Genomic DNA, 26,382 nt, shown 5'->3' on the forward strand with positions numbered 1-26,382 from the left:
AATTACAAATTTCAGGAAAAATCAGCTCGCTGGTCGCTTAAGCTGAGTAACCTTGGCGTCAAGATCGATGCTGATTTCTTCTGCGGTCATCGCGTCATGATCGGCAAAAAGCTGCTCGATCTCTGCACGCTTATCCAACAATGTGTGTGCAATGCCCGGCGCAAGGCTTTCACCATCGCCAATCTGCCCCAGCATCCCTGCCAGATCGCTTGCTGTCGCATCGCGAGCACTTTTGAAAAAGTTGCCTCTGCGATCGAAGTAACCGGTTCCTTTTTTCGCCACGTTCCATACCCCCAAAGATGAATGTCACCAGGTGCGACCCTGCGGCTCGATTCCGAATCAACGAAGTGATGATCTCGCAATTGCCGCCCCCACGCCAGCCCGATTGTGGACAAAACGCGACGAGAAGAGGCGGTTATTCAGATTGTTACATCCGAAACGGTCAAAACTCGCGCGCAGCGTAACAAGCTTTCGCGCGCGAGGCAGGAAATAAGCACGACTGTGCCTATTGGGGACTATTCTAGCTCCAGTATTACGGCATCAACTGCCAGGCTTTCGCCTTCAGATGCTTTGATTTTGGCAATGACGCCTTCCTTCTCGGCGCGGAGAATGTTCTCCATCTTCATCGCTTCAACTGTGGCAAGTGGTTGGCCAGGTTGCACCGTTTCACCCTCATCCACATGCAGCTTCACCAGCATACCGGGCATGGGGCACATGAGCATTTTGGAAAGGTCAGGCGGCTCTTTCTCGATCATATGCGCCGCATGGCCTGCAAGATTGGCTGGCAGGACTAGCGCTTCGTGAGACGCGCCGCGTGTGGTCATCTTCCAACGCACCCCGATCCGCTCAACCTGAACAGCCATTTCATTGTCGCCGGTGACCTGAGCAATCGGCATGCCGACTTCCCAGTCCCACGTGCCCTGCATGCTTTCGCCGTCTACGCTCGCGCCGCCTTCTTCAAGCAGCACGTCGAATGAGCGGTCACCGATCTTGACCATCCAGCGCGATGGCGGGTTTTGGCGACCATCCAATTGGCCAGAAATATGCCTGGCACGGACCTGTTGAGTGAACTCAGCCCCAGCAAACAAAGCCGCCATCTGGCGCAGCCACGCATCATCCGATGGTGCGCCGACAAATCCTTCAGGATATTCCTCAGCGATAAAGCCCGTTGTCAATTCGCCCGAGCGGAACCGCTCATGCTGCATGATGGCCGAGAGGAAATCGACATTGTGCCCTAGCCCCCGAATGCGGAAGTTATCGAGCGCCTCAATCTGCAAATCCGCCGCTTCATCGCGGGTGGGTGCCCAAGTGATCAGCTTTGCGATCATCGGGTCATAGAACATGGAGACCTCGCCCCCTTCGAACACGCCATCATCAACGCGCACGCTGCCAGCACCGTGGGCAACACCGCGGCGGGGTTTGCCTTGCACCTCATCGTCCTCGCTCCAACCGGCAATCGGCGGTGAATAATGCGTTAGGCGGCCGGTTGAGGGGAGGAACCCGCGATAGGGGTCTTCGGCATAGACGCGGTTTTCAATCGACCAGCCATGAATGCCAATATCGTCCTGTGTGAGGCTCAGCTCTTCGCCGGCAGCCACGCGGATCATCTGTTCGACCAAATCGACCCCAGTGATCGCTTCTGTCACGGGATGTTCGACCTGCAAACGCGTGTTCATCTCGAGGAAGTAGAAACTCTCACCCGTCTTATCCGCGCCGCTCACGATCAACTCGACCGTTCCCGCCGAATGGTAATCCACCGCGCGCGACAGAGCGACGCATTGTTCGCCCATGGCTTTGCGCATTTTGTCCGTAACGAAGGGCGAAGGCGCTTCTTCGACGACCTTTTGATGGCGCCGCTGGATCGAGCATTCGCGCTCGTTCAAATAGAGGATGTTCCCGTGCTTATCGCCCAGGATCTGGATTTCGATATGGCGTGGGTTTTCGATGAACTTCTCAATGAAAACGCGGTCATCGCCAAAGGAATTTAGCCCTTCGCGTTTGGTCGCTTCAAAGCCCTCGCGCACGTCCTTTTCAGACCATGCGAGCCGCATCCCCTTGCCCCCGCCACCGGCTGAGGCCTTCATCATTACTGGATAGCCAATATCGTCCGAAATCTCGACCGCGTGATCGGTATCGCGGATTTCGCCGACAAAGCCGGGGACGACATTAACGCCCGCTTCCTTGGCGAGTTTTTTGGACTCGATCTTGTCACCCATCGCCGCAATCGCGCCCGCAGGTGGGCCAATGAAAGCGATGCTTTCTGCCTTGAGAGCTTCAACGAAGCTCGCGCGTTCGGACAGGAAGCCATAGCCGGGATGCACCGCTTCTGCGCCCGTCTCCTTGCATGCAGCGATGATCTTTTCCGGGATCAGATAGCTTTCGGCCGCTGGCGATGGTCCAATGTGAACCGCCTCGTCCGCTAGTTTCACAAAAGGCGCGTTGCGATCCGCATCGGAATAGACCGCGACGGTCGCGATACCCATTTTGCGCGCCGTCTGGATAACACGGCATGCAATCTCACCACGATTGGCAATCAGGATTTTGGAAAACAAAGCTCTCTCCGGCGAAGTATTATTTCTCTTGCCTATGCCGACTTGAAGGGGTCGGGGCAACCTATCGCTTTTGTATGTCCGCCTAGTGAGGTTACTCGACCAGCTCGCGCAGTTCTTCGGTCCTAAGCTTGGTAAGGTGGGTTTTGCAGGTGAGCGCCAGCAAAGGCTCCAAACTGCCACCGCGCGCGGCATAGCCTTCGGTTCGGCAATGCTCATCGCGATAGGTCAGCCAAGCGCGCTGCCCGGCCAGCATAGTGTCAAAATGGCCCGGACGATCATCCCAATCCGGCTGAGTTCCCGCCGCGGCATCGCGCTGTTTCATCTTTTCGCGTGCGAGTGCCCAAACCGCGCTCAGCTCAGTATCTGCCTCGTAGAAATCATGACCTGCGCAAATGTTCATCTCTTGCTGAATACCGCGTTCAGCCGCCTCCTGATCGCAGGGCGGAAGGCCTTCGGGCTGCGCGAGAAGCAGAAACAGGCTGGCAATCATTCAGAACCCCTTTGGTTGGCAAATTCCATCAAGCTGGCAGCATAGGCGGGCGCGCCGCGCCGGTCACCCTCTCCTGCCACCAATGAGCATGCGGCCTTCGCAAGCCGACCAATATTGTCGATGTTTAGCGCGCCAAGCGGCTCAACATAAATGCCGATGGTGAACAGAATTGCGCCCGTTTGCGGCAGGCGGCGAAGCGTCTGGCGTTCGGATCGGACAAACAGAGTTTCCCCTGCATTTTCCGGCGTCACATGCGCAAAAGCCTGCGCTGGGGAGCGCGTCTCCAGCCAGCGCCGCGTGCCAGTCGCCGCGATAAACCAATTGCATCGCCCGTAAATCGCGCCGGGCTTGAGTGTTTCTATAAACCGGTCGACCCCGGTCGCGAGTTGCTCTTCATAGCCTGCAATCGGGGCGTGGAGTGCGCGCAGAGGCAGGCCTATCTTGTCTGCTGGCCGCCAGTCAGAGGGCCATGCCACCGCTGCCCCGATCAGGCGATAGACGTCCTCGCCCGGCATTCGGGTGAGCAGGCACATATCCTCATGCGACGCAAGAGCGGCCTCGGGGAGCGCGCCCTCAACACCCAACATCGCCGCCAGTTCTTCGCCGGGAGCCAGCGCTTCATCAGTCAGCTGGATGCCCTCAGGCCAATCCGCAAAACCGACAGCGCGCGCCTCCAAATCTGGCGAAGGTTGCAACCATTCATCCTCGCCAAGCCTCACCAGCCCCATTTTGAGCTGCCCTCCCCCGCGTGCCTTGGGAAGCAGTGTGTCGACGGAGAAGCCGAGTGTCACTCAATCCTCGGTAAAGGTTGAAGCCCGGCGGATCACGCCTTTGCAACTATGAATGTCGCGACCCTCGTCATTCGGGATCGGCGTGCATCTAACCCCGCCACCGATATACTCGCCATCAGTATCGCGGACCGAAAAACCACGAACTTGAAACAAGCGACTTTGGGGTATCCGGCGCAGATTGAACTCACCAAAGAACGAAAATTCGATACCGTCAAACTGGCCATTCAGTCGCGGTGTAAACCGGGTTCCGCAGGTGAATTTATCCTCTGCCTGACGGTAATCCTCTGTTTCTTCGTCGATCCGAAAACGCCTCGGCTGCCCGATCCTGCTGATGTTCGATTGCTTGAGGTGATCAGCCACGCTAATTTCGCACGTGCCTGTATCAGCCGGACAGGTAAGCGTGCCGGTCACAACATAGTCCGCATTTTCGAAATGGTAGTTTTCCGGCAAAGCCCCGCATGCAAGCGCCGGAGCGGGGCTTACAATCAGCAGAAGGGCAAGGGTATGTTTCACTCCGCAGGCTCAGCCACTTGGCACGCCCTTGCAGGCTCCTCTTGCTGAAGCGCAGTCAGGCCGAGCTTCGCGAACAGGGCACCATCGCTGTCATCACCCGCATTGGGAGCGGTCAGCAGTTTGTCGCCGGTGAAGATCGAGTTTGCACCCGCTAGGAAACACAGCGCCTGCGTCGCATCAGACATAGATTCACGCCCTGCGGACAAGCGTACCATGCTCATCGGCATCGTGATCCGTGCCACCGCAACGGTGCGCACAAATTCAATATCGTCGATCTTCGCCATTGGCGTATCGGCCAGCATATCGCCCAGCACCGTGCCCTTTACGGGGACCAGCGCATTGACCGGCACGCTTTCGGGATGCGCGTCCAGCGTTGCGAGCGTATGGACAAAGCCTACGCGGTCCTCGCGCGTTTCGCCCATGCCCACGATACCGCCAGAGCACACATTGATGCCCGAATTGCGCACATGATCGAGTGTATCGAGGCGGCTTTGGAAATCGCGCGTCGAAATCACTCGCTCATAATATTCGGGCGAGCTGTCGATATTGTGGTTGTAGTAATCGAGGCCTGCTTCGGCGAGCATGTCGGCCTGATGCGGCTCCAGCATGCCCAACGTCATGCAGGTCTCAAGCCCCATATCGCGCACGCCTTTCACAATCTCAACAATCGCGGGCATGTCGCGGTCTTTGGGATTGCGCCAAGCAGCGCCCATGCAGAAACGCTGGCTGCCCTGATCCTTGGCCTGAGCCGCGCGTTGCAGCACGGCCTGCACATTCATGAGCTTGGTCGCCTCAACCCCGCTATCGGCCTTCACCGATTGCGAGCAATAGCCGCAATCCTCGGGGCACCCGCCAGTCTTTATCGATAGCAATGTGCAAAGCTGAATTTGCTCAGGCGGATGGTTTTGACGGTGGGTCGAAGCGGCTTGGAAGAGGAGTTCTGTAAATGGAAGGTCGAACAGCGCCGCAATCTCTTCGCGGGTCCAGTCGGTGCGGCCAGATGCTTGGGGGGTGGTCATTCAATTGGTACTTTCAATTCGAGCGGTAAATTCGCGCAATTCATGAGTTCTTGATGATGTGAGGCGTGCCATACAGGCGGACCAGATCGTTCCATGATCAGAGTTGGACTCCAGCAGCGCAACCGTCAACTCACAGTGATCATCTCTGTAGCCAAGCCACTTGCCGTGAACCCGGCTTAACAGGCTCGACATTGGACGCGCGTCGACTCCAGGGAACTCAGTATCGTCATAGTCACTTGCTGCCTGATAGGCTTCTGACCAGGCTTGCTCCATCTCGAAGTGGGCCTTTGGATAGTCACGATCACGGCAACCGTTCAAATCATTGAACGACCTAGGCCACTCGCAATCCGGTTCCCGCGTCTCACTGGGGATAGTTGGTGGGGTTTGTGGCAATTCTTGAACTGGCTGAGCCGAGATAAGTATGAGCGGAAAGAGGATCACTCAGCCGCCTCCTCGAGTGGGGGCATATTGTGGCCGAGCAGCGTCAGGATATCCGCCGCGCACTCCACCACATTTGAACCCGGTCCATAAATCCCCTGCACACCTGCATCGCGCAGGAAGTCGTAGTCTTGTGGGGGGATCACGCCGCCCGCGGTGACTTTGATGTCGGGGCGGCCAGCTTCTTTGAGCAGGCGGATGAGTTCAGGGATCAGCGTCTTGTGACCTGCCGCGAGGGAGCTTGCACCGATGACGTCGACGTCCTTTGCCAGAGCCATTTTGCAAGTCTCTTCAGGAGTTTGGAACAGTGGGCCGGAGACCACTTCGAAACCCATATCCGCAAAAGCGCTTGCGATCACATTGGCGCCGCGATCATGGCCGTCTTGGCCCATTTTCGCGACCATGATGCGGGGTTTGCGGCCTAAGCGGCGCTCTACTGCGTCCACGCCATCGGTGACTTGCGCCCAGCGGCGGTCGAATTCGTAGGCGCTCGCATAGACGCCAGAGACAGGCTTTGGCGTGGCATCGTGGCGGCCAAAAACGCCCTCCATTGCAGCCGAGATTTCACCCAAGGTCGCATCATGGCGCGCAGCCTCCACCGCGCGGGCGAGCAAGTTCACATCCGCCTGTTTCTCAAGCTCGGCAATCTTGGCCGGTGGCAACGGTATACCGTTCTCATCGCGTCCGGTCGCAATCGCTTCTCGGTGAGTAGCCGGGTTTGCAGCCGCTGCATCCGATAACGCCTTCAATGCCGCCTGACACGCCGCTTCATCGCGACCGCTGCGCACTTCAGCGAGCCGCTTGATCTGGCCTGCGCGAACCGCCGCATTGTCGATATCGAGCGTATCAATCGGCTCTTCTTCGGCGAGCTGGTATTTGTTCACGCCAACGATCACTGTCTCGCCCTTGTCGATGCCGGTTTGCTTTTCCGCAGCAGCGCGCTCAATCGCGGCCTTGGGAGCGCCGGTTGCGACATAAGCGGTCATCCCGCCTGCCTCATCAACCTCCGCGATCAGCTTCTCGGCTTCCTCAACCAACGTGGCCGTGAGCGCTTCGATGTAATGCGAGCCGCCCAGCGGATCGACGACGTCGGTGATCCCGCTTTCCTCTTGCAGCACCAATTGCGTGTTGCGCGCAATGCGGGCGGAGAAGTCGGTGGGGAGCGCAATGGCTTCGTCCAGCGCATTGGTGTGGAGCGATTGCGTGCCGCCCAATGTCGCCGCCAGCGCCTCAACCGTGGTGCGCATGACGTTGTTGTAAGGGTCCTGTTCTTGCAAGCTCACACCCGAGGTTTGGCAATGCGTGCGCAGCATCTTGGAGCGGTCGGATTTCGCGCCCAGCTCATCCATCGTGCGATACCAAAGCGTGCGTGCGGCGCGCAGTTTGGCGATCTCCATAAAGAAGTTCATGCCGATGCCGAAAAAGAAGCTGAGCCGCCCGGCAAATGCATCAATATCAAGGCCCGTCGCGCAGGCCCGCGTCACATATTCCTTGCCATCAGCAATGGTGAAAGCGAGCTCCTGCACCGCCGTCGCACCGGCCTCATGCATGTGATAGCCACTGATCGAAATGCTGTTGAACTTCGGCATGTTAGCGGAAGTGTAAGCGATAATATCGGACACAATCCGCATGCTTGGCTCTGGCGGATAGATATAGGTGTTGCGGACCATGAACTCTTTGAGAATGTCGTTCTGGATCGTGCCAGACAGCTTCTCGGTTGGCACACCCTGCCGCTCACCCGCCACGATGTAGAAGGCAAGGATTGGGATCACCGCGCCGTTCATCGTCATGGAAACGGACATGGTGTCGAGCGGGATCTGGTCGAACAGGATCTCCATATCCGCCACGGTGTCGATAGCGACACCCGCTTTGCCGACATCGCCGGTGACGCGCGGGTGGTCGGAATCGTAGCCGCGGTGGGTGGCAAGGTCGAAAGCGACCGAAAGGCCCTTCTGACCCGCAGCCAGATTGCGGCGGTAGAATGCGTTGGATTCCTCAGCTGTTGAGAAGCCCGCATATTGCCGGATCGTCCAAGGGCGGCCTGCGTACATGCTCGCTTTTACCCCGCGCGTGAACGGCGCAAAGCCGGGGAGACCTGCGTCAAAATCCGCGTGATCGTCTGCCGTGTAAAGCGGCTTGATCGAGAAGCCCTCAGGCATGTCGCGAGTTAGGTCTCGGCCCTTGCTTTCTTTATCAGCAAGCACCTGCCAGTCTTGAGGGGTGGGTTTGTTGGTGTCCGTCATGGCGAGCCTCTAAGCACAATCACGCGAAGCGCGAAAGTCGCGGCATTAATGGTCGCGCGGAGTTTCCATAATCTCGGTTAGCATGCCTTGCATATCCTTTGGATGGAGGAAAAAGATCGGCGTGCCGTGAGCGCCGAGGATCGTGGGGCCAAGGATGCGCTTACCCATCGCCTCGAATTCGGAGCGCGCGGCGTCGATATCGGGGACTTCGAAGCAAACATGATGCTGCCCGCCCGACGGGTTCTTTGCGAGAAAGCCGTTGATCGGAGAGCTTTCGTCAAACGGCTCGATGAGCTCGATTTGCGTGCCATCCATCCCCGAGTGAGTAGGCGTATCGACAAAGCAAACCTTCACCCCCTGCTCGGGCAGGTCGAAGGGTTCAGTAATATGCGTCGCGCCCATGACGTCGCGGTAGTGCGCGATGGAGTCGGTGATGGAGGGCGTTGCGACCCCGATATGGTTTAGACGGCCTAGTTTCATTGGATGACCTTTAGTTCGAAAGTGGCAAACACCATGAATACAAAGAAGATGGTGATGACAAGCGAAAGCCAAGCAAACAGCGAGTAGGATGGCCCACCCGCTTGAGTGCCCTTTTCCTTCTGATTGTAGGCAAGGACGAGAAACACAACCCAAGCAACCAGCGTGATGGCAGCAAGAGCTGCGAAAACGGTGGTCCAATCAGTCAATTTGGGCGCTCATTTGGTTTCAAAACGTAATCACTGTCAGAAGAGTGAACAAACTTAGACCAGACGCCGCCATTAGAAGCGATGGCCATGCGTGGAAGCGCAATTCCTTTGTTTGGCCATCGATATGCCATGAATGGGGACTGCGCCACACTCTCCAAATTGCGAATAGGCAAAGGAAAGTGGCGATGCCGAGAAATGCCACAAACGCATCGCTTGAGAGGAATTCTCGCAGCGCCAATTCTAGCTCAACTCGAAGCGCATTAGTTCAGTGGACTACGATCTTTAGCGCAATTAGCACGAGTCCGATGGCGGCTAAAAGAGAAGTCAATGTCAACGCAAAGACATAGTTCGATGGGCTATCGAACTTACACACCCGAACCAGATCACGATTGCCATCAATTTTCCAAAACCCGCCCTTTACAACGTGGATCAGAGCCAGACCGGCAAAAACTGATGTGAACGCTACTGCCTCCCAAAGTTCGTAGCTCAAGCTCGCCTCCTAAAGCGGAATGTTATCATGCTTCTTCCACGGGTTCTCCAGCTGCTTGGTCCGGAGCTTTCTTAAGCCCAGCGCAACCCTGCGCCGCGTGGAGTGCGGGTGGATCACTTCGTCGATATAACCACGGCTCGCCGCCACAAATGGGTTCGCGAAGCGGTCTTCATATTCCTTGGTTTTCTCAGCGATTTTCGCAGGATCATCGCGGTCTTTGCGGAAAATGATCTCCACCGCGCCTTTTGCGCCCATCACCGCGATCTCTGCGGTGGGCCATGCGTAGTTGAGGTCTCCGCGAAGGTGCTTTGATGCCATCACGTCGTAGGCGCCGCCATAGGCCTTTCGGGTGATGATCGTGATCTTGGGCACGGTGGCCTCGGCATAGGCGAAGAGCAGTTTTGCGCCGTGTTTGATGATGCCGCCCATCTCTTGGGCCGTACCGGGCAGGAAGCCGGGCACATCGACGAAGGTCACAATCGGAATCTCAAACGCATCGCAGAACCGCACGAAGCGCGCGGCCTTCTTGGACGATGCAATATCGAGCACACCGGCGAGCACCATGGGCTGGTTCGCAACCACACCCACAGTGCGCCCTTCGACCCGGCCAAAACCGCAGATGATATTCGCTGCATGCGCTGGCTGAATTTCGAAGAAGTCGCCCTCATCCAGCGTCTTCGCGATCACCTCATGCATGTCATAAGGCTGGTTCGCATTGTCCGGGATGATCGTATCGAGCGAAGGCTCCTCGCGGTCCCACGGATCATTAGTGGGGACGACAGGCGGCTCTTCACGATTGGATAGCGGCAGGTAGTCGTAGAACCGGCGCGTGGCGAGCAGCGTCTCGATGTCATTATCAAACGCGATATCAGCGACGGAAGTTTTGGTCGTATGCGTAATCGCGCCGCCCAGCTCCTCTTGCGTCACCTCTTCATTGGTGACGGTCTTCACCACTTCCGGGCCGGTGACGAACATGTAGCTGCTGTCCTTCACCATAAAGATGAAGTCGGTCATGGCGGGCGAATACACCGCCCCGCCCGCGCACGGCCCCATGATCAGGCTGATCTGTGGGACGACGCCCGATGCGAGCACATTCTGCTGGAACACTTCGGCATAGCCACCGAGTGACGCCACGCCTTCCTGAATGCGCGCACCGCCTGAATCGTTGAGCCCAATGACAGGCGCACCAACCTTCATCGCGGTCTGCATGACTTTGCAGATCTTCTCCGCATGGCGCTTTGACAGAGAGCCGCCGAACACGGTGAAGTCTTGGCTAAAGACATAAACCAATCGGCCATTGATCGTGCCCGAACCCGTGACCACGCCATCGCCGGGGATTTTCTGCGTTTCCATGCCGAAATCGACGCAATCGTGCTCAACATAGGTATCTATCTCTTCAAACGATCCTTCGTCGAGCAGCACGTCAAGCCGTTCGCGCGCGGTCAATTTGCCTTTGGCGTGCTGAGCATCAATGCGTTTTTGCCCACCGCCCATTTTGGCGGCTTCACGGCGGCGTTCCATCTCGGCGATGTTGGCGGACATAGGTATGAGGGCCCCTGATTGAAGTTGTTGCAAGAACCGTTGCCGGACCGCCGCCGCAGCGTCAACGTATCAAAAGGGTAGAGTTATCCGCTTGGCGAGCGCTGGCGAAATGCTTTCAGTGAGGCGCAACGCTTTGGTCATGCCGATATTCGCCTCATTGCGGCCCTTCTCAATCGCCTCCAAAATTTGCCGCGCGCATTCCTCGGCTGGCATCTTTTTCATGGGATTGCCGTCATTCATCTGTGTGTCGACCACAGGGGGCAGCGCTTCGATTATTTTGATGCGCGTGTCTTTGAGCTGTTCGCGAAGCGCGAGCGTGTAGAACCGCAAGCCCGCTTTCGTCGCGCAATAAACCGATTGGCGTGCGGCAGGCGCGACCGCTAGGCCCGATGTCACGTTGACAATGGCTGCAGCGGGCGTGGCCTGCAATCGCACCATCAGCCCTTCGATCAATCGGATTGGCGCATTGAGATTGGCGTAGATACAATCGTCGGCCTCGTCCGGAACAGGCGGTTTCTTACGAAAATCGTGGTCCACCAATTGGCCTGCATTGTTGATAAGGACATGGAGGCGCCGCTCGCCCCATTCCGCAATCAATGCATCCACACCTGCAGCATTGGAAAGGTCGGCCTCTATCACCTCAAAGCCTGCCGTGCGCATTGTGCCCACACGGTCCGCATTGCGGCCTGTCAGCACGGCTTCCGCGCCTTTTGCCTTTAGTTGCAGCGCCATTTCGCGCCCAATGCCTGCGGTCCCTCCTGTCAGAAGGACGGTCTTACCTTTGAGCTCCATTGCACCGCTCCGGTTGGTTGTGGCCTATTTCAGCAGCACCAATTCCTCCGCCATTGTCGGGTGAATTGCAACGGTGTCGTCAAAATCAGCCTTAGTCAGGCCCGCCTTCACGGCAACGGCCGCGGCCTGCATGATCTCAGGCGCTTCGGGTGCAATCATGTGAATGCCGACGATTTTGTCATTCGCAGCGTCGACGATCATCTTGTACAGCCCGCGCTCATTGCGGCCCGCCACCACGTTCTTCATCGGGCGGAAATCGGATTGGAAGACCTTGATTGAGCCAAGCGAATTGCGCGCTTCGCCTTCCGTCAGGCCGACAGCGGCAATGGGTGGATGGCTGAAAACGGCGCTTGGGATGCAGGAATGGTCGACCGCATAAGGTTCGACGCCGCCAAAAGTGCTGTCAGCAAAGGCCTGGCCTTCGCGGATAGCAACCGGGGTCAGTTGCACGCGATCAGTCACATCGCCCACGGCATAGATGTGATCGACATTCGTTTTGGAAAAAGCGTCGACCTTGATCTCGCCTTTTTTGCCAAGCTCAACGCCGACCTTTTCAAGGCCAAGCCCTTCGGTGTTGGGTGAGCGGCCCGTGGCGATCATTACCTGGTCAAAGACGCGCGGTTCGTGGCCGGTCATTTTGACCAGCAAAGTGCCGTCTTCCTGCTTTTCGACCCATTCAAACTCGACATTGAAGCAAAATTCGATCCCCTTGCTGAGGGAGATTTGCAGCAGACGGTCACGCAAAGAGGGATCATAAGAACGCAGGATCACGTCGGAGCGGTTGGCGATGGTCACTTGGCTGCCAAACTCGTTGAAGATGCCCGCAAACTCGTTCGCGATATAGCCACCGCCTGCGATCAAAATGCGCTTTGGCACTTCGTCCAGATGGAACGCTTCGTTTGATGTGATCGCGTGCTCATTGCCTTTGAATTCGGGCATGTGAGGTTTTGCACCCGTGGCTACGAGGATGTATTTCGCGGTGATGACCTTGCCGCTTGCCAGAGTAATCTCGTGAGGGCCGGTGATTTCTGCACGCTCGCGAAAGACCGTTACATCGTGATTGTCGAGCGTTTCGCCATACAACCCTTCGAGCCTGTCGATGTCGCTTTGCACGTGGTCACGCAGGCGCACCCAATCGAAGCTTTTGCCTTCGATGTTCCAGCCAAACTGCTTTGCGTCTTCCAAATCTTCGGCAAAGTGCGCGCCGTAAACCAGCATTTTCTTGGGCACGCAGCCGCGAATGACACAGGTGCCGCCTACACGATATTCTTCTGCCGCTGCGACCCGCGCTCCATGCGCCGCTGCGACCCTGCTGGCGCGCACGCCGCCAGAGCCGATACCGATAGTGAAAAGGTCGTAGTCATATTCAGTTGCGGCCATGTGTTCCTCCGTTGCAGCGCGTCTATGGGCGTATTCGTCCATATCGGCAACGCAGTTACTGGCTTTAACGCAGACCTAATTTGCGCGCGCGAAGCTTAGCTTTCGAGGAAGCGCCCGTAATCGCGCAGCAGCTCAAACGCTTTCATATTTTCAAGCGTAATCAACCCGTCATCGGTGATCCCGGTGAGGCGATAGATCAGGCGCAGGATCGCCTTTTGCTGTGTCTCACCCACATCAACCAGACTGATGAGCATATCGGGATTGTCATGTTCGAGCTCGTCAAACAGCATGGCGACATTCATCGGGTCAAAGCCAAAGCCCAAGAAGCCGAGCCGCTTCCCGCGCGACATTTCCGCACGCAGATAAGATTGGAATTGGCGAGAAGCCCCGCGCTGGCTGGCGGTGAAGATACGTTTGGACAGTGCGACGATATTGTCGGGGGTTTCATCGCCCCAATTCACAACCGTCTCATCCTCGCCCTGCCACGGCAGCCGCCCGGCAACTCCATATGGGTGCACAATGCGAAGGCGCCCTGCGACCAGTTCTTGGGCCTCTTCGAGAGACATGCCAAAGGCGCGCTCAACCACGTAAGGCAGATAATGCTCGAGCGCGCGGTCATAATTGAAACAGACGATGGAGAGCTTTTCAAAGCACTCCTCCGCCTTTGAACGCGGCACACCTTTCACGATTAGCTGGCCAAGCTGGAACAACCAGTTCTCAGTGCCACGCAAGGGAAGCTCACCCGGATTGCGTGGCTCTGGGGCCAGCGTCGATTTCGATTCCGCCTGAAGCGTGTAATAGATGATCGCGATTTTGCCTGCGGCCAGCACGGCTTTGTCATGGCCATATTGCTCAAGGATCGCGTCAATCGAGGTGCTGACCACGGTAGCTTCGCGGATTGCATTGCCGCCTGCGACCAGTTGATCATAAGTCATGCCCAGTTCGGGCGCGATCTGTTCGAACAGCTGAGCAAGCGCGATGAGGTCGCGCGATTTCACTTCAGAATTCAGACGCTCAAACTCAAACCCGCCCGCAATCTTTGCAAGCAGATCGGGGCCGTCTGGCATCTCAATTTCACGGTTTGCACCCGCACCAATAATCAGTGTGGTATCGGTTCTGATCATGCGAAGCGGCTCCCGGAAGACAACATGCCTGCGCGATAGGCCAACACACTTAATTTTGCCTTAGGGAAGCCGGCGATTTTACAAGATTTTATGCGCAGTTAGTTGCCGCCGGACCTCTGCCCGCCGCCACCGCCGCCGCCACCGCCATTGGGCCCACGACGACCACTGCCACCACGGCGATTGCCGCCGGGACGTCCGCCACCTGGGCGACCGCCACCTGAATGGCCACCGGGCTTACCGCCACCAGGACGCCCTTTTCTGCCCGGATGCTTGTTGCCCGGTTTCTTTGGTTTGGGTGCGCCGTCGCCCGATGGTCTTTGCCCAGCTGGCTTTGGACGGACCTTCTTTTTCGAAACCCGCGTTTGGCCACGCGGCGCAGGCTTGGTTGGGCCAACCCCTTCGACAACTGCACGGAAATTGTCTGGTAGCGCGAGCCGGTCCAGTTCAGCGCCCGTTACCTTGCGAATGTCTTTGAGATAAGCGCGCTCATCCTCTGCGCAAAAGGCAATTGCGACCCCGTCTTTGCCAGCACGCGCGGTGCGACCGATGCGGTGCACATATTGCTCTGGCACATTGGGCAATTCGTAGTTGATCACGTGGCTCACACCCGGAATATCAATCCCGCGCGCGGCCACATCGGTGGCGATCAAGATGTTGGTCGAACCCCGGCGAAACTCATCAAGAGCGCGCTGGCGCTGTGGCTGCGATTTGTTGCCGTGGATTGCATTACTCTCAATCCCGCGCTGGCGCAGCTTTTTCACAACGCGGTCCGCGCCGTGCTTTGTGCGGGTGAAGATCAGTGTGCGCTCAATCTCACCGGGCACCTGATGGCGGCCCGACAGGATCATTTCGAGCAGCGATTGCTTCTCATCCTGCTGAACCATGAAGAGAAATTGCTCAATCCGCTCAGCCGTAGTGCTTTCCGGTGTGACGGAGACCTGCACCGGATTGTTGCAATAGTTTTTAACCAAATCCTTGATCGCGCGCGGCATCGTGGCGCTGAAAAACAGCGTCTGGCGCTCTTTGGGCACCAGATCATTGATGCGGCGCAGCGCGTGAATAAAGCCGAGGTCGAGCATCTGATCCGCCTCGTCCAGCACGAGGACTTCGACGCCTGACAGATTGAAGGCTTTCTGGTCGATCAGGTCGAGCAAACGGCCCGGCGTGGCGATCAAGATATCGGTGCCGCGATGCAGCTTGTTCCGGTCCTTATTGACCGAAGTGCCGCCGACGATCGACTGCACTTTCAGGCCAGCCAGCGCGCCATAATCCTTCGCGCTCGTCGCGATTTGCACCGCGAGTTCGCGCGTTGGAGCCAGCACGAGCATGCGGCAGGATTTGAACGGAATGCGATTGTCGCTGTCGCGCAGACGGTCAATGCTGGGCAGCATAAACGCCGCCGTCTTGCCCGTACCGGTTTGCGCGATACCTAGAAGGTCGCGCCCTTCGAGGACGGGGGGAATAGCCTGCTCTTGAATCGGAGTAGGAGTGGAATAGCCCTTGAGATCAAGCGCTTGAAGAACGGGCTGCGACAGCCCGAGATCGGAAAAGTGTGTCATTAAGACTCGCAATTTGTGCGAAGCGCACGCGTGTATGGCGTGCGAAGCGCGGGGTTAAAAAACCACCCGCGTGAATAGGGAAGCTGTAGGGGTTAAGTGAAACGCTAGCCGGGGCGGATATTATCAGAGCCGCCGCTTCACGCTGGCAACATGCGTTTCGTTTTCGGGGTGCAGATGGGGGGGATTGGTGCGGAAGTCAATGGCTTGGCTAATGGCTCAAATAACCAGTTTCATGCCCTAGCCTAGCGCCCTGCATAACCCGGTCACGTTCCTCTTCCGTCTCAAAGAACTCAATTAGGTCGATTTCATTCTGCCACAGCAAATCACGGAGCTCGTCATCCACCAAGCTAGCGTTAAGCTCCTCGGTCAAAATTGAAGACCGACTTTGTGTTTCACGCTCCGCGATCATGAGAGCGCGATGAACTTGTTTCCTTAGAGCCGTTTGCAACTGTTTCTGCTCGATCACCCGTCGACTCCCGGTCATTATCCTGAGATCATCTCGCTTGTCAGTTGGAAGAAACACTGCCTCGATTTGCCAAGGCGGACCACCATAGTGATCACCAGGACCAAAATGCGCGATTGCGTCATCTCGCAGCTTACAAACCATCGAGTGAACTTTGCTCTCATCGCGGTCGAACTGCTTCAGGAAGCCAATACTCCCTCGGTGATTGGACTGAGTTTTGGTAGCTCTAACATAAAGCACCACCACAGTGTTGATCAGCGCAAATGCAGCATCTGAAGCCCAAGAACGCCCGGCTCCATGCGCTCGTGCGATACCCAGTGTATGTTCCAAGGCATTCAACATATCAAACGCTGTTGAAAGATCAGTTTGAATGGAATGGGCCCATGACAGCCTTCTGATCATTGCCGCGATTTTTTTATACTCTTCTGGGAGCATTCTTGATGCGGCTAAAAGGTCAATCGCTTTACCCGGCTTTGGCTGTTGCTCGACCATCTCACCCCAACCCCGCAACTACCATCAGCGCCTTAGTGCTGGCATCAAAATCACCCTCGCCCGCTTCGACCTCTTTCGCCATTTTCTTGCCTAGCTCGACGCCGAATTGATCGAACGGATTGATGCCCATCAGCACTGCAGCCGCAAACGTGCGGTGCTCGTGGAAGGCGATAAGCGCGCCGAAGGTGGCGGCGTCGCAATCGTCTAGCAGGATGGTCGCGCTGGGGCGGTTGCCGGCGAAGGCGCGTGCGGGGTCTTTCCCATCTGCGCTCATATTGCCGCCTGCCATCAAAGCTGCGCCTTGGGCAAAGCAGTTTGCGAGCAGCGACTTGTGATGCGCTGGGTCCAGCTCGTCTCCGGGTGCGATGCTGGCGATGAAGTCGACCGGGATCAGATGCGTGCCTTGGTGCAGCAGTTGGAAGACGGCGTGTTGTGCATCGGTCCCCACCCCTCCCCATGTGATCGCTGCTGTTGGTTGATCGACTGGCTCACCCGAAGCCGCCACTGACTTACCGTTGCTCTCCATCTCGAGCTGCTGGAGGTAATCGGGCAGCAGCGCGAGCCGTTCGTCATAGGCAAAGACCGCGCGGGTCTGGCAGCCCCTCACCCGTGCATAGTAGAGGTCAGCAAAGGCCGCGAGCAGTGGGCCGTTCGCCCGCCCATCAGCTTCGCGGAAATGGGTGTCCATACCCTTCGCGCCTGCGAGCATGGCTTGGAAGTCCTCCATCCCCACGGCCATTGCGACTGGGAAGCCGATGCTAGACCACAGCGAATAACGCCCGCCCACACTTTCGGGGAACGGCAGGACGCGCGTTTCATCGACGCCCCACTCAACCGCACCTTCAGGGTTTGCGGTAAGCGCAACCACGCGACCGCCGGGATCATCGACGCCGTTGTCGCCGAGCCATTTCAATGCGCTCGCTGCATTGGTCATGGTTTCGGTGGTGGTGAAGGTTTTTGACGCAACCGCAATCAAAGTCGTTGCCGGATCGCACGCGGCAAATGCTTGCTCCAGCGCCAAGCCATCAATGTTCGAGACGACATGCACATCCACCAGCTTTAGATCGCGGGTCAACGCATCGACGGCCAGATCAGGCCCAAGGGCAGAGCCGCCAATGCCGATATGGATGAGATGCTTGACCGGACCCAGCGCGCCATCGTGGATGGCTTCGACCAGCATGCCCATCCGCGCGAGAAGAGCCTGCGCTTCCTCGACATCTGCGTCCGTCCCGCTTCCGCGCATTGCGCCGTGGGTTGCGGGGCGCCCTTCCGTGGGGTTGATGATCCCGCCGCCAAACAGCGCGTCTCGCGCAGCATCAAAGCCAGCATCACCCGCAAGCGCCTCAAATGCCCCCAGCGATGCGTCATCCAGATGCGTCTTCGACCAATCGAGCAGCATGCCAACCGGGCCAAGCTCGCCCAGATCAAACTCAAGACGCTGGCTCAATTTGCCGACACGATCGCCGTCTGCGGCGAACAGTTCACCCAAGCTTGGCTGGGGGAGCGATTTCAGCGTGCTCCAGTGCGGTTCCATCTTTGCGGCGTTGCTCATCACTCAAACCCTCTTTGCGCATTGCTTTTCGCCGCGTAAGGGGACCTGTCATGGATGTTAAGACCCAATCTGATGCGAGCGCCGCAATCTCCCCCGAAACACAAGGGGCAGATGCGTCCGCCGATGCACCTGAACAAGAAAAGGAGACGCTGGGCTCCTTTGCACTGTTCCTTGCCAAACTGCTCTTGGCGGTGCTGATTTTTAGGATCGTGTTTTTCTCGCCCTTCTCGATCCCATCGGAAAGCATGCTGCCGCGTCTGATGAATGGCGATTATCTGCTTGCGTCGAAGTGGAGCTATGGCTTCTCCAAGTATTCGCTGCCGTTCAACGCGCCGCTGATACCGGGGCGCATTTTGGCCAGCGAGCCGGGGCGCGGCGACGTGGTTATTTTCAAGCATCCCATCGACGAAACCGATTATATCAAGCGCGTCATCGGCCTGCCCGGAGACAGCGTTGCGTTGGTAAACGGCCAAATCATGCTCAATGGTGAGCTGGTCCCGCGCGAGCCGATGGACGATTTCGTTGTCTCGATCTCTCCCAACACCAGCTGTTCGTGGGGCGGCAAAGAGGGCGAAGACGCGGAAGGCAATGCGGTGTGCCGCTACACGCGTTTTCGCGAAACTTTGCCCGGCGGTGTAGCATACGAAGTGCTCGATTTCGGCAATGTGCCGGCAGACAGCTTCCCGCCCAAAATCATCCCCGAAGGCCATATGTTCGTCCTTGGCGACAATCGCGACAATTCGCGCGACAGCCGGTTCGAAGCGCGCAGCGGCGATGCGGTTGGCATTGTCCCTCAGGATAAGCTGGTGGGCGAGGCAGCCGTGATCATCTGGTCAACCGATGGCAGCGCAAGCTGGGTCAACCCGATCAGCTGGTTCAGCGCCGCGCGCTGGGGCCGCATGGGCAACGGCATTTGAGCGCGTCCCGATGAGCGAACTCGCCCCCGAAACACGTGATTGGCTGACGCAGATTGGCTTTACCGTGAAGAACGAGCCCATCTGGCTCGAAGCGCTCACCCATGGCAGTTTCAACGCGCACCATTCCGCAGCGCGCGCAAACGAGCATGAGGCGGATTACCAACGGCTCGAATTTTTGGGTGACCGCGTGCTCGGGCTATCCGTGGCGAGCTGGCTATATGGGGCAAGCGAGCAGCAAGAAGGGCAATTGTCGCAGCGCCTCAACGCCCTTGTCAGCGGGGCAACCTGCGCACGCATTGCTCGCGAAATTGATCTTTCGGATCATATCCGGCTTGGCAAACAGGCACGCGAAGATGGCGGCGCGGACAGCGACAACATCCTTGGCGATGTGATGGAAGCGGTGATCGGTGCAAGCTTCCTCGACAATGGCTATGACGTGACGCGCAACCTCCTTTACAAATTATGGGAGAGCGAGCTTGGCGGGGATGCAGGCAAGGCAAAACACCCCAAAAGCGCGCTGCAAGAATGGGCTGCGGGCAACAAACGCGCAATGCCCAATTACGAAGTTACTGGCCGTTCTGGTCCCGACCACGCATCGCAGTTCACTGTGCGAGTTAGCATCCACAATGTTGGCGAAGCAGAGGCAACCGCAGGCAGCAAAAGCGCGGCAGAAAAACGCGCAGCAAAGAAGTTCTTGGAGGAATTTGGGTGAGCGAGAATTCAGCACCGACCCGCTGCGGCATGGTCGCGGTTATTGGTGCGCCCAATGCGGGCAAATCGACATTGGTGAACCAGTTGGTCGGCCAAAAGGTCGCGATTACTTCTGCCAAAGCGCAGACAACGCGCGCGCGGATGCTGGGGATTGCGCTTCATGGCCTCACTCAGATGATCCTGGTTGATACGCCAGGCATCTTTGCCCCCAAATCACGGCTGGACCGTGCGATGGTAAGCGCTGCTTGGGAAGGCGCAGAAAGCGCAGATGCCGTACTGCTGATCGTCGATCCCATCAAACAGCGCCGGCATGAGCTGGAACCCCTGATCGAAGCGCTGGAAAACCGGCCCGAACGCAAAATCCTCGTCCTCAACAAAGTCGATCGCGCCAAGAAAGAGCCGCTGCTTGCCCTCGCACAGGAACTGGGTGAACGGCTCAAATTCGAAGAGATTTACTTCGTCTCAGCGCTGACAGGTGACGGCGTTGCCGAGATGAAAGACGCGCTGGCGGGCCTGATGCCGGATGGCGAATGGATGTACCCCGAGGACCAAGTATCAGACGCCTCAGAACGCCTGCTCGCAACCGAGATCACCCGCGAACAGCTCTATGCCCAATTGCATGATGAGCTACCCTACGACACGGCCGTGCGGCCTGAACAATACAAAATGCGACCTGATGGCAGCTTGGAAATTCACCAGCAAATTGTGGTTTCCCGCGATACGCAGCGCGGCATTGTGCTGGGGAAAGGCGGCCAAAGAATCAAATCCATCGGCGAGGCCGCGCGTAAGGAATTGGCTGATATCCTAGGTGTAAAGGTTCACCTGTTCCTCCACGTCAAACACTCCGAGGGGTGGAGCGAAGACAAGGAAGTGTTCGAGGAAATGGGGCTGGATTGGGTGAAGTGATGCGCCGGAGCGCAGATTAGCGCTTCTTCGCGATCTTGATCTTTTGCTGTTTGGCGAAGGTCTTGGTTAAATCTTCGCTCCGCCCAAGCGCTTTGGCGATTTGCTTCAGACCCTGACCCTTGGAGGCGAGCAAACGCAGCCGTCCTGCTTCTTCAGCGTTCCACGGTTGCTTGTGGCGTTCAAATCTCTCTTTGCCCATGTGCGGGGCCTAGCGGAGCCAACCGGTCTTGGCGAGAGCGCTATTGCTTGGCTATGCGTTCCAGCTTCGCGCGCAGAGCCGCTTCATCAAACGGCTTTACGATGTAATCGTCAGCGCCTGCTTTGATGCCGATATTCACGTCTGCTGCCGTTCCCTTGGAGGTGCAGAACACCACTGTTGGCGGCTTTGGCGTGGGGATGGCGCGCAGCTTGGTCACAAACTCCAGCCCGTCCATTTCCGGCATGTTCCAGTCGGTGAGGACCAGACGTGGCATGGAGCGTTTGCAGCGTGCGAGCGCCTCTTCGCCATCTTGCGCTTCGACAGGTACATAGCCGAGGCTGCGAGCGATTTTTGACGAGACTTTGCGGATCACGCGGCTGTCATCAACGATCAGGCACACATTGGCGACCGCAGGTTGAGCTTCGGCAGTCGCCACGCCATCGCGCATGGCCTTGGCGGCGCGTACAATAGCGTCGGTTTCGCTGGTGTCAGCGCGGCCGCTTGGCTTCGCTGGCTGAGGGGCATCGGCAGCGACAGCATCCTGCACATCTGCAGGTGTTTCCACCGGCTCACCCTCTGGCACGAACGGTTCGCTCTCGCCCCGGCTTTGTGCATCGGCAAGCCTTTCAGCCAGCGTTTTGCCATCATTCGCAGCCTTGTTCTTGTGCGGCCCGACATTGCGTTTGATTAGATTTTGAATGGTTCTGCCTCCCCTGCAAGCGAGGCAAAGGCGCCTTCATTGTGAAGTTCTTCTTCAAGACCCTGCGGCGTTTCAACCGAACCAGAAATTGGACCGGCATCGTCTTCGCTGGTCACAGGAGTCATGCAGACGTGAAGATATGGCATCCAGATATCGCCATATTCGGCCTTTTGATACCATACGTCGAGCACATCATAGCTCGCCCATAGACCGTCCGGCTCGCGCAGCCGCAGGCCTTCGCCGATACGCGGAACGGCGGCAAAGCGAATGCGCTCTTGCGTTTGATGGGTTTCGTTTTGAACTTCGATTTCGATCACAGCATTGTGTCCCCGTGTCTGTGATCGGGTCTAAGATACAATACTAAAGGAATTGCCAACAAATTCGCGTGAAAGAAATTTAACCCTTTCTCGGCCGATTTTGCCGCCTATTTCGCCGCTGCCTTTTTGGCTGGAGCCTTCTTTTTTGCGGCCGGCTTCTTCTTAGGCGCGGCCTTTTTGCGTTTCTTCTTTGCCGGGCCTTTCGCGGCGCGTGCATCGATCAGTTCGATGGCTTGCGAAGCTTCCACATCCTCGGGCTTCACGTCCTTGGGGATCGTCGCATTGGTGGTGCCATCGGTGACGTAAGGGCCATAGCGGCCAGGCATCACTTTGATCTCACCGCCTGACGTGGGGTGTTCGCCAAGCGTCTTGATCGGCTCAGCCTTCGTGCGGGAGCCGCCTTTGCGATTGGCGGCCTCTGCCAGCAGAGTGACCGCCGCGTTCATGCCCGTTTCGAACACGTCGCGCGTGCTGGTGAGCTTTGCGTATTTGCCGTCGTGGCGCAGATAGGGGCCATAGCGGCCAATCGCCGCTTCGATTTCATTGCCCGTTTCAGGATGCGCGCCGATAATGCGCGGCAGGTCGAGCAGTTTGATCGCCCATTCCAGATCAAAATCGTCGAGGTCTTTGGGGATGGAGGCGCGTTTCTTTTTCTCGTCCACTTCCATTTCGACATAGGGGCCAAAGCGGCCCGATTTACGGTGGATCTCTGCGCCCGTTTCAGGATGCGTACCCATCAGCCCATCTTCGGCAGGATCAGCGCCATCTGCACCGGGCTGCGCGAAACGGCGAGTGTATTTGCATTCGGGATAGTTCTTACACGCGATAAACGCGCCAAAACGCCCGCCCCGAAGGTTCAGATGGCCGCCTTCGCGCCCTTCTTGTTCGCACAAGGGGCAGAAGCGTGCATCCTTGCCATCTTCGCGTTCTGGGAAGAGGTAATCGCCCAGGTATTCGTCGAGCACTTCGGTGACTTCGGAAGGAAGCTTTTCCATGACCTCTTCGGTCTTGGGTTTGAAATCCTTCCAAAATTTCGCGAGCAATTCCTTGTAATCTTCGCGCCCGTCAGAGACGGTATCAAGCTCATCCTCCATCCCTGCGGTAAAGTCGTAGGCGACGTAAGTGGGGAAGAATCGTTCAAGGAATGCTGTGAGCAATCGCCCGCTTTCCTCTGCGAAGAAACGGTTTTTCTCCATCCGCACATAATCGCGGTCGCGCAGGGTCTGAATGGTCGAGGCGTAGGTTGATGGGCGACCAATGCCCAACTCCTCAAGCCGTTTGACCAGTGAGGCTTCGGAAAAACGCGGCGGTGGCTGAGTGAAGTGCTGCGTTGCCTCCACGTCCTTTTTCGCCGGCATATCGCCGTCTTTCAGCGCTGGCAGAAGGCCTTCTTCGTCATCATCAGACTTATCATCGAAGCCTTCCTGATAGACTGCGAAGAAGCCGGGGAATTTAATCACTTGCCCTGTTGCCCGCAGCTCATGCTGGCCTGTGGCATCGCGCAAAGTGACAGTCGTGCGCTCCAATTGAGCGGCTGACATCTGGCTTGCCATGGCGCGTTTGAAGATCAGCGAATAGAGTTTGGCCTCATCCCCTGTGCCAGCTTTGTCTTTGCTGAAATTGGTAGGACGGATCGCCTCGTGCGCTTCCTGCGCGTTCTTGGCTTTGGAGCTGTAGAAACGTGGCTTTTCCGGGCGATACTCGGTCGCAAAGCGCTCTTCAATCGCATCGCGCGCGGCCATGATCGCGCTCATGTCCATCTGCACGCCATCGGTACGCATGTAGGTGATCGCGCCCGCTTCATAGAGCGATTGCGCAAGCCGCATTGTGTGACTGGCAGAAAAACCGAGCTTACGTGCGGCTTCCTGTTGCATGGTCGAGGTGGTGAACGGCGGCGAAGGATTGCGTTTGAGCGGCTTTGTCTCAACGCCCTCAACGGTGAAGCGACCACCTTCAACGGCGGCCTTGGCCTCCATCGCGATGCCTTCAGCGCCCAGAGAGAGTTTTTCCAGCTTCTCACCTTTGTACCGCACCAGCCGCGCATCGAACGCGGTGCCATCATGCTCAAGCTTGGCGAGCACGGACCAATATTCGTCCGGTTTGAACGCTTCGATTTCTCGCTCACGATCCACGATCAGGCGCAGCGCCACCGATTGCACGCGGCCCGCAGATTTTGCACCCGGCAGCTTGCGCCACAGCACTGGTGAGAGCGTAAAGCCGAACAGATAGTCCAGCGCACGGCGGCCCAGATAGGCATCGATCAGCGGCTGATCGAGCTCGCGCGGGGCAGCCATGGCATCGGTCACTGCTTTTTTGGTGATCGAGTTGAACGTCACCCGGTCAACCTTGGTCGGCAGCGCTTTGCGCTTCTTCAGCAGTTCCTGAACATGCCAGCTGATCGCCTCGCCTTCGCGGTCAGGGTCAGTCGCCAAGACAAGGCGCGATGCGTCTTTCGCAGCGTCCGCAATCTCTTTGAACCGCTTTTGCTTATCGCGATAAAGCTCCCAATCCATCGCGAAATCCTCATCGGGCCGAACGCTCCCATCTTTGGGCGGCAGATCTCGGACGTGACCGTATGAGGCCAGCACCTTGAAATCGGAGCCGAGATATTTCTCGATAGTCTTCGCCTTCGCGGGCGATTTAACAATAACAAGCTGCATGACGGTCTGAAGAGTTCCTTACACGTGTACGTACGCGCGAGAGTGGGATGGGATCGTTTGCGGCGTCAAGTAAGTTTGCGTGTCACGCAGCGCAAGAGCGTAGATTCGTGCAGGGCACATCTGCGCAGCATCACTCAAACACCGCCTCTATGCTTTCGTACTGATCGCTGAGTAATTTGTAGGCGGCCACTGACAAGCCCAAAAGCATGACCGGGAGCGTGTGCATGATGACCGAACTCACACTGCTCGACAGGACGGACCGGCTTGAACCAACCACGCTTTCAACTGCGCCCTCAATTCCTCCCGTGACCGCCCCTGCTCCCGTGGCAACTGCGAACCACAACAGCCACATTACGAAATAGGCCAGAGACAATGATCCAAGGTTGCCGCCGCTCATCCGCCAGCTCGATCCAATCGCTTCAAACAGCCCCACATCCTCTGCAACGAAAAATGTCGGCGCCATGACCCACTTTGCCCCCAACAAGATTGCGGGCACAACAAGGAAGAAGACCGAGACATAGAGCGGGATCGCAAGCAAGACCCCCATGCACAAAAACAGCAAGACCGGTGTCACATCATCGGAACTGAGATCACCGCCAGTGAGCGCCTGCCGGTAAAGATAAAACTGCCCAGCAAAATAGGCGATAAACAGCGGAATTGAGAGCAGCGAGGCAACCGTCGAACTAAGGCCACTCACAGTGCCTGCGAGAAAGAAGAAAGCGAAGTAATAAGCAAGCTGAAGCCGGATCGCTGCCAGCTCCCTAAAAGTCCCGTTAATCAATTCGCCAGCGGTCACGCGGCGGGTCTGTACATATGGCATGCGAAGTATGTTCTCTTGAAGTTTATAAGGCGCAGATGTCGAAATTGCGTTCAGCTATTCAAAGACAACCGCGACCTCTGCGGTATCGTCTCGCACCAATGAATAGACCGCGATACCTAAGGCACCCGTTAATGCGGCCCCGGCATAGATCATTAAATTGGCTACGGCGGAAGCTGGCAGACTGACCATGTCAAACTCATCAGCACCAAAAACGAAGACCGCAATGCCCATGAGGTAGAGCGCAATCGGCGCAAGCATAGTTATCAGGATTGGTATAAAGTTGCTGCCGGTCGCCTCCCAAGATTTGCCAAACGCGCCTGAGATATCTTCACCTTGGGCAAGCCCGTAACCGTAAAGCGGCGACCACCGCACAGCGAGCAGAATGCCCGGTACAATCAGAGCCACAAAGCCCAGCGCAATCCCAATACCGCTTAGCAAAGAAAGGCCAAAATACGTGCCGAAGCCCGCCTTCAGTCCATGGGGAGCCAATCCACCCTCGGTCAGCATGCTGATAACAAACCAATACATCAGACCTATCGATACGACGTTGAGCAGAAGGTTCGGCCCCTCAAAACTCTCCTGTTGGTCGACATACATGCCCCCCAGCGTAAGAGCCGTCACATAAACCACTAGGCTCGGCAAAGCAGCCGTCGCCAGCCTCTGCGCCTCTGCAAAGATCTGGCCAACCTCCAGTTTTACCCCCTGCCCCGTATTCATCAGTTCACCCCTAACTCAATTTCCATTTAGGCTTACATGCCCGCCCTGATGCCGTTCCAGCTCGCCTACTGCAACCAGCGCATCCGAAAACAAAGCGATTGATGTGAGTGAGTTCGCCTTCGTGGGCAGAAAGATGCATTTGGGATTTCGACTTCGCAGCCTATCGACTGGTCAAAAGCAATCGGAATGAATGATTTCAGATCTACTATTTATGAAAATGAGAATTGCTAGGAAGAGTTAAGTCAAATCGTGGTTTTCGAAATTCAATCAGCCTCTAAAGACAAACAATTCGGCGCATTTATGTTGTCC

26 protein-coding genes are annotated in these 26,382 nt (G+C 57.1%); 3 read left to right on the forward strand and 23 right to left on the reverse strand.

Annotation, left to right across the window (positions count from 1 at the left end; genetic code table 11):
* Window positions 1-21 precede the first annotated feature (21 nt).
* From AC0V6N_RS06945 to pgi, 17 genes are all read right to left on the reverse strand, one after another.
* Window positions 22-282, reverse strand: coding sequence for a hypothetical protein (locus AC0V6N_RS06945; RefSeq protein ID WP_486170852.1), 261 nt, complete (start codon window positions 280-282; stop codon window positions 22-24).
* Between the two features lie 233 nt (window positions 283-515).
* Window positions 516-2,552, reverse strand: coding sequence for an ATP-binding protein (locus AC0V6N_RS06950; RefSeq protein ID WP_486170853.1), 2,037 nt, complete (start codon window positions 2,550-2,552; stop codon window positions 516-518).
* Between the two features lie 91 nt (window positions 2,553-2,643).
* Complete coding sequence (locus AC0V6N_RS06955) at window positions 2,644-3,042, reverse strand: lysozyme inhibitor LprI family protein (protein WP_486170854.1); 399 nt, start codon at window positions 3,040-3,042, stop codon at window positions 2,644-2,646.
* Complete coding sequence (locus AC0V6N_RS06960) at window positions 3,039-3,833, reverse strand: heme-dependent oxidative N-demethylase family protein (protein WP_486170855.1); 795 nt, start codon at window positions 3,831-3,833, stop codon at window positions 3,039-3,041. The genes AC0V6N_RS06955 and AC0V6N_RS06960 overlap by 4 nt, the downstream gene beginning before the upstream one ends.
* On the reverse strand, window positions 3,834-4,346 hold the full coding sequence (locus AC0V6N_RS06965) for a hypothetical protein (RefSeq protein WP_486170856.1): 513 nt from the start codon (window positions 4,344-4,346) through the stop codon (window positions 3,834-3,836).
* Complete coding sequence (gene bioB / locus AC0V6N_RS06970) at window positions 4,343-5,365, reverse strand: biotin synthase BioB (RefSeq protein WP_486170857.1); 1,023 nt, start codon at window positions 5,363-5,365, stop codon at window positions 4,343-4,345. Before bioB ends, AC0V6N_RS06965 begins: the two co-directional genes overlap by 4 nt.
* Window positions 5,366-5,806, reverse strand: coding sequence for a lysozyme inhibitor LprI family protein (locus tag AC0V6N_RS06975; RefSeq protein ID WP_486170858.1), 441 nt, complete (start codon window positions 5,804-5,806; stop codon window positions 5,366-5,368). It lies immediately after the preceding gene.
* Window positions 5,803-8,046 carry a methylmalonyl-CoA mutase gene (scpA, locus tag AC0V6N_RS06980; protein ID WP_486170859.1) on the reverse strand — a complete coding sequence of 748 codons (2,244 nt, stop codon included), beginning with the start codon at window positions 8,044-8,046 and terminating at the stop codon, window positions 5,803-5,805. The genes AC0V6N_RS06975 and scpA overlap by 4 nt, the downstream gene beginning before the upstream one ends.
* A gap of 45 nt (window positions 8,047-8,091) precedes the next feature.
* Window positions 8,092-8,526, reverse strand: a complete 435-nt coding sequence (gene mce / locus AC0V6N_RS06985; protein ID WP_486170860.1) for a methylmalonyl-CoA epimerase — start codon at window positions 8,524-8,526, stop codon at window positions 8,092-8,094.
* Window positions 8,523-8,732: a hypothetical protein gene (locus tag AC0V6N_RS06990; protein ID WP_486170861.1), complete on the reverse strand. Its 210-nt coding sequence runs from the start codon at window positions 8,730-8,732 to the stop codon at window positions 8,523-8,525. The genes mce and AC0V6N_RS06990 overlap by 4 nt, the downstream gene beginning before the upstream one ends.
* A 499-nt stretch (window positions 8,733-9,231) precedes the next feature.
* Window positions 9,232-10,764, reverse strand: a complete 1,533-nt coding sequence (locus tag AC0V6N_RS06995) for an acyl-CoA carboxylase subunit beta (RefSeq protein ID WP_486170862.1) — start codon at window positions 10,762-10,764, stop codon at window positions 9,232-9,234.
* 69 nt (window positions 10,765-10,833) lie between these two features.
* The gene (locus AC0V6N_RS07000; RefSeq protein WP_486170863.1) at window positions 10,834-11,556 is read right to left on the reverse strand and encodes an SDR family oxidoreductase; all 723 of its coding nucleotides are present in this window, start codon (window positions 11,554-11,556) and stop codon (window positions 10,834-10,836) included.
* Between the two features lie 24 nt (window positions 11,557-11,580).
* Window positions 11,581-12,936 carry a glutathione-disulfide reductase gene (gene gorA / locus AC0V6N_RS07005; protein WP_486170864.1) on the reverse strand — a complete coding sequence of 452 codons (1,356 nt, stop codon included), beginning with the start codon at window positions 12,934-12,936 and terminating at the stop codon, window positions 11,581-11,583.
* A 95-nt stretch (window positions 12,937-13,031) separates the two neighbouring features.
* Window positions 13,032-14,060, reverse strand: coding sequence for a hypothetical protein (locus AC0V6N_RS07010; RefSeq protein WP_486170865.1), 1,029 nt, complete (start codon window positions 14,058-14,060; stop codon window positions 13,032-13,034).
* A 98-nt stretch (window positions 14,061-14,158) separates the two neighbouring features.
* The gene (locus tag AC0V6N_RS07015; RefSeq protein WP_486170866.1) at window positions 14,159-15,619 is read right to left on the reverse strand and encodes a DEAD/DEAH box helicase; all 1,461 of its coding nucleotides are present in this window, start codon (window positions 15,617-15,619) and stop codon (window positions 14,159-14,161) included.
* A gap of 208 nt (window positions 15,620-15,827) precedes the next feature.
* The gene (locus AC0V6N_RS07020) at window positions 15,828-16,574 is read right to left on the reverse strand and encodes a hypothetical protein (RefSeq protein ID WP_486170867.1); all 747 of its coding nucleotides are present in this window, start codon (window positions 16,572-16,574) and stop codon (window positions 15,828-15,830) included.
* A 1-nt stretch (window position 16,575) separates the two neighbouring features.
* Window positions 16,576-18,108 carry a glucose-6-phosphate isomerase gene (pgi, locus tag AC0V6N_RS07025; RefSeq protein ID WP_486172440.1) on the reverse strand — a complete coding sequence of 511 codons (1,533 nt, stop codon included), beginning with the start codon at window positions 18,106-18,108 and terminating at the stop codon, window positions 16,576-16,578.
* A gap of 68 nt (window positions 18,109-18,176) precedes the next feature.
* Here pgi and lepB point away from each other — a divergent pair, with 68 nt between their 5' ends.
* The 3 genes from lepB to era are packed head-to-tail and all read left to right on the forward strand — an operon-like array spanning window position 18,177 to window position 20,660.
* Complete coding sequence (gene lepB, locus AC0V6N_RS07030; RefSeq protein WP_486170868.1) at window positions 18,177-19,043, forward strand: signal peptidase I; 867 nt, start codon at window positions 18,177-18,179, stop codon at window positions 19,041-19,043.
* 10 nt (window positions 19,044-19,053) lie between these two features.
* A complete protein-coding gene (gene rnc / locus AC0V6N_RS07035) occupies window positions 19,054-19,755 on the forward strand; it encodes a ribonuclease III (RefSeq protein ID WP_486170869.1) in 702 nt (233 codons plus the stop codon).
* A 29-nt stretch (window positions 19,756-19,784) separates the two neighbouring features.
* Window positions 19,785-20,660 carry a GTPase Era gene (gene era / locus AC0V6N_RS07040; RefSeq protein WP_486172441.1) on the forward strand — a complete coding sequence of 292 codons (876 nt, stop codon included), beginning with the start codon at window positions 19,785-19,787 and terminating at the stop codon, window positions 20,658-20,660.
* Between the two features lie 16 nt (window positions 20,661-20,676).
* Here era and AC0V6N_RS07045 read toward each other — a convergent pair whose 3' ends face one another.
* The 6 genes from AC0V6N_RS07045 to AC0V6N_RS07070 form a co-directional block, all read right to left on the reverse strand.
* Window positions 20,677-20,859, reverse strand: coding sequence for a hypothetical protein (locus AC0V6N_RS07045; RefSeq protein WP_486170870.1), 183 nt, complete (start codon window positions 20,857-20,859; stop codon window positions 20,677-20,679).
* Between the two features lie 40 nt (window positions 20,860-20,899).
* Window positions 20,900-21,424, reverse strand: coding sequence for a response regulator (locus AC0V6N_RS07050; RefSeq protein ID WP_486170871.1), 525 nt, complete (start codon window positions 21,422-21,424; stop codon window positions 20,900-20,902).
* Between the two features lie 122 nt (window positions 21,425-21,546).
* Window positions 21,547-21,876, reverse strand: a complete 330-nt coding sequence (locus AC0V6N_RS07055) for a hypothetical protein (protein WP_486170872.1) — start codon at window positions 21,874-21,876, stop codon at window positions 21,547-21,549.
* Between the two features lie 107 nt (window positions 21,877-21,983).
* The gene (gene topA, locus AC0V6N_RS07060; RefSeq protein ID WP_486170873.1) at window positions 21,984-24,536 is read right to left on the reverse strand and encodes a type I DNA topoisomerase; all 2,553 of its coding nucleotides are present in this window, start codon (window positions 24,534-24,536) and stop codon (window positions 21,984-21,986) included.
* Window positions 24,537-24,666: 130 nt separating this feature from the next.
* Complete coding sequence (locus AC0V6N_RS07065) at window positions 24,667-25,356, reverse strand: hypothetical protein (RefSeq protein ID WP_486170874.1); 690 nt, start codon at window positions 25,354-25,356, stop codon at window positions 24,667-24,669.
* 54 nt (window positions 25,357-25,410) lie between these two features.
* Entirely contained in the window at window positions 25,411-26,073 is a 663-nt protein-coding gene (locus tag AC0V6N_RS07070; protein ID WP_486170875.1) for a hypothetical protein, read from the reverse strand.
* Window positions 26,074-26,382: the final 309 nt, after the last annotated feature.

This window comes from Erythrobacter sp. S57(2025) (assembly GCF_057365055.1).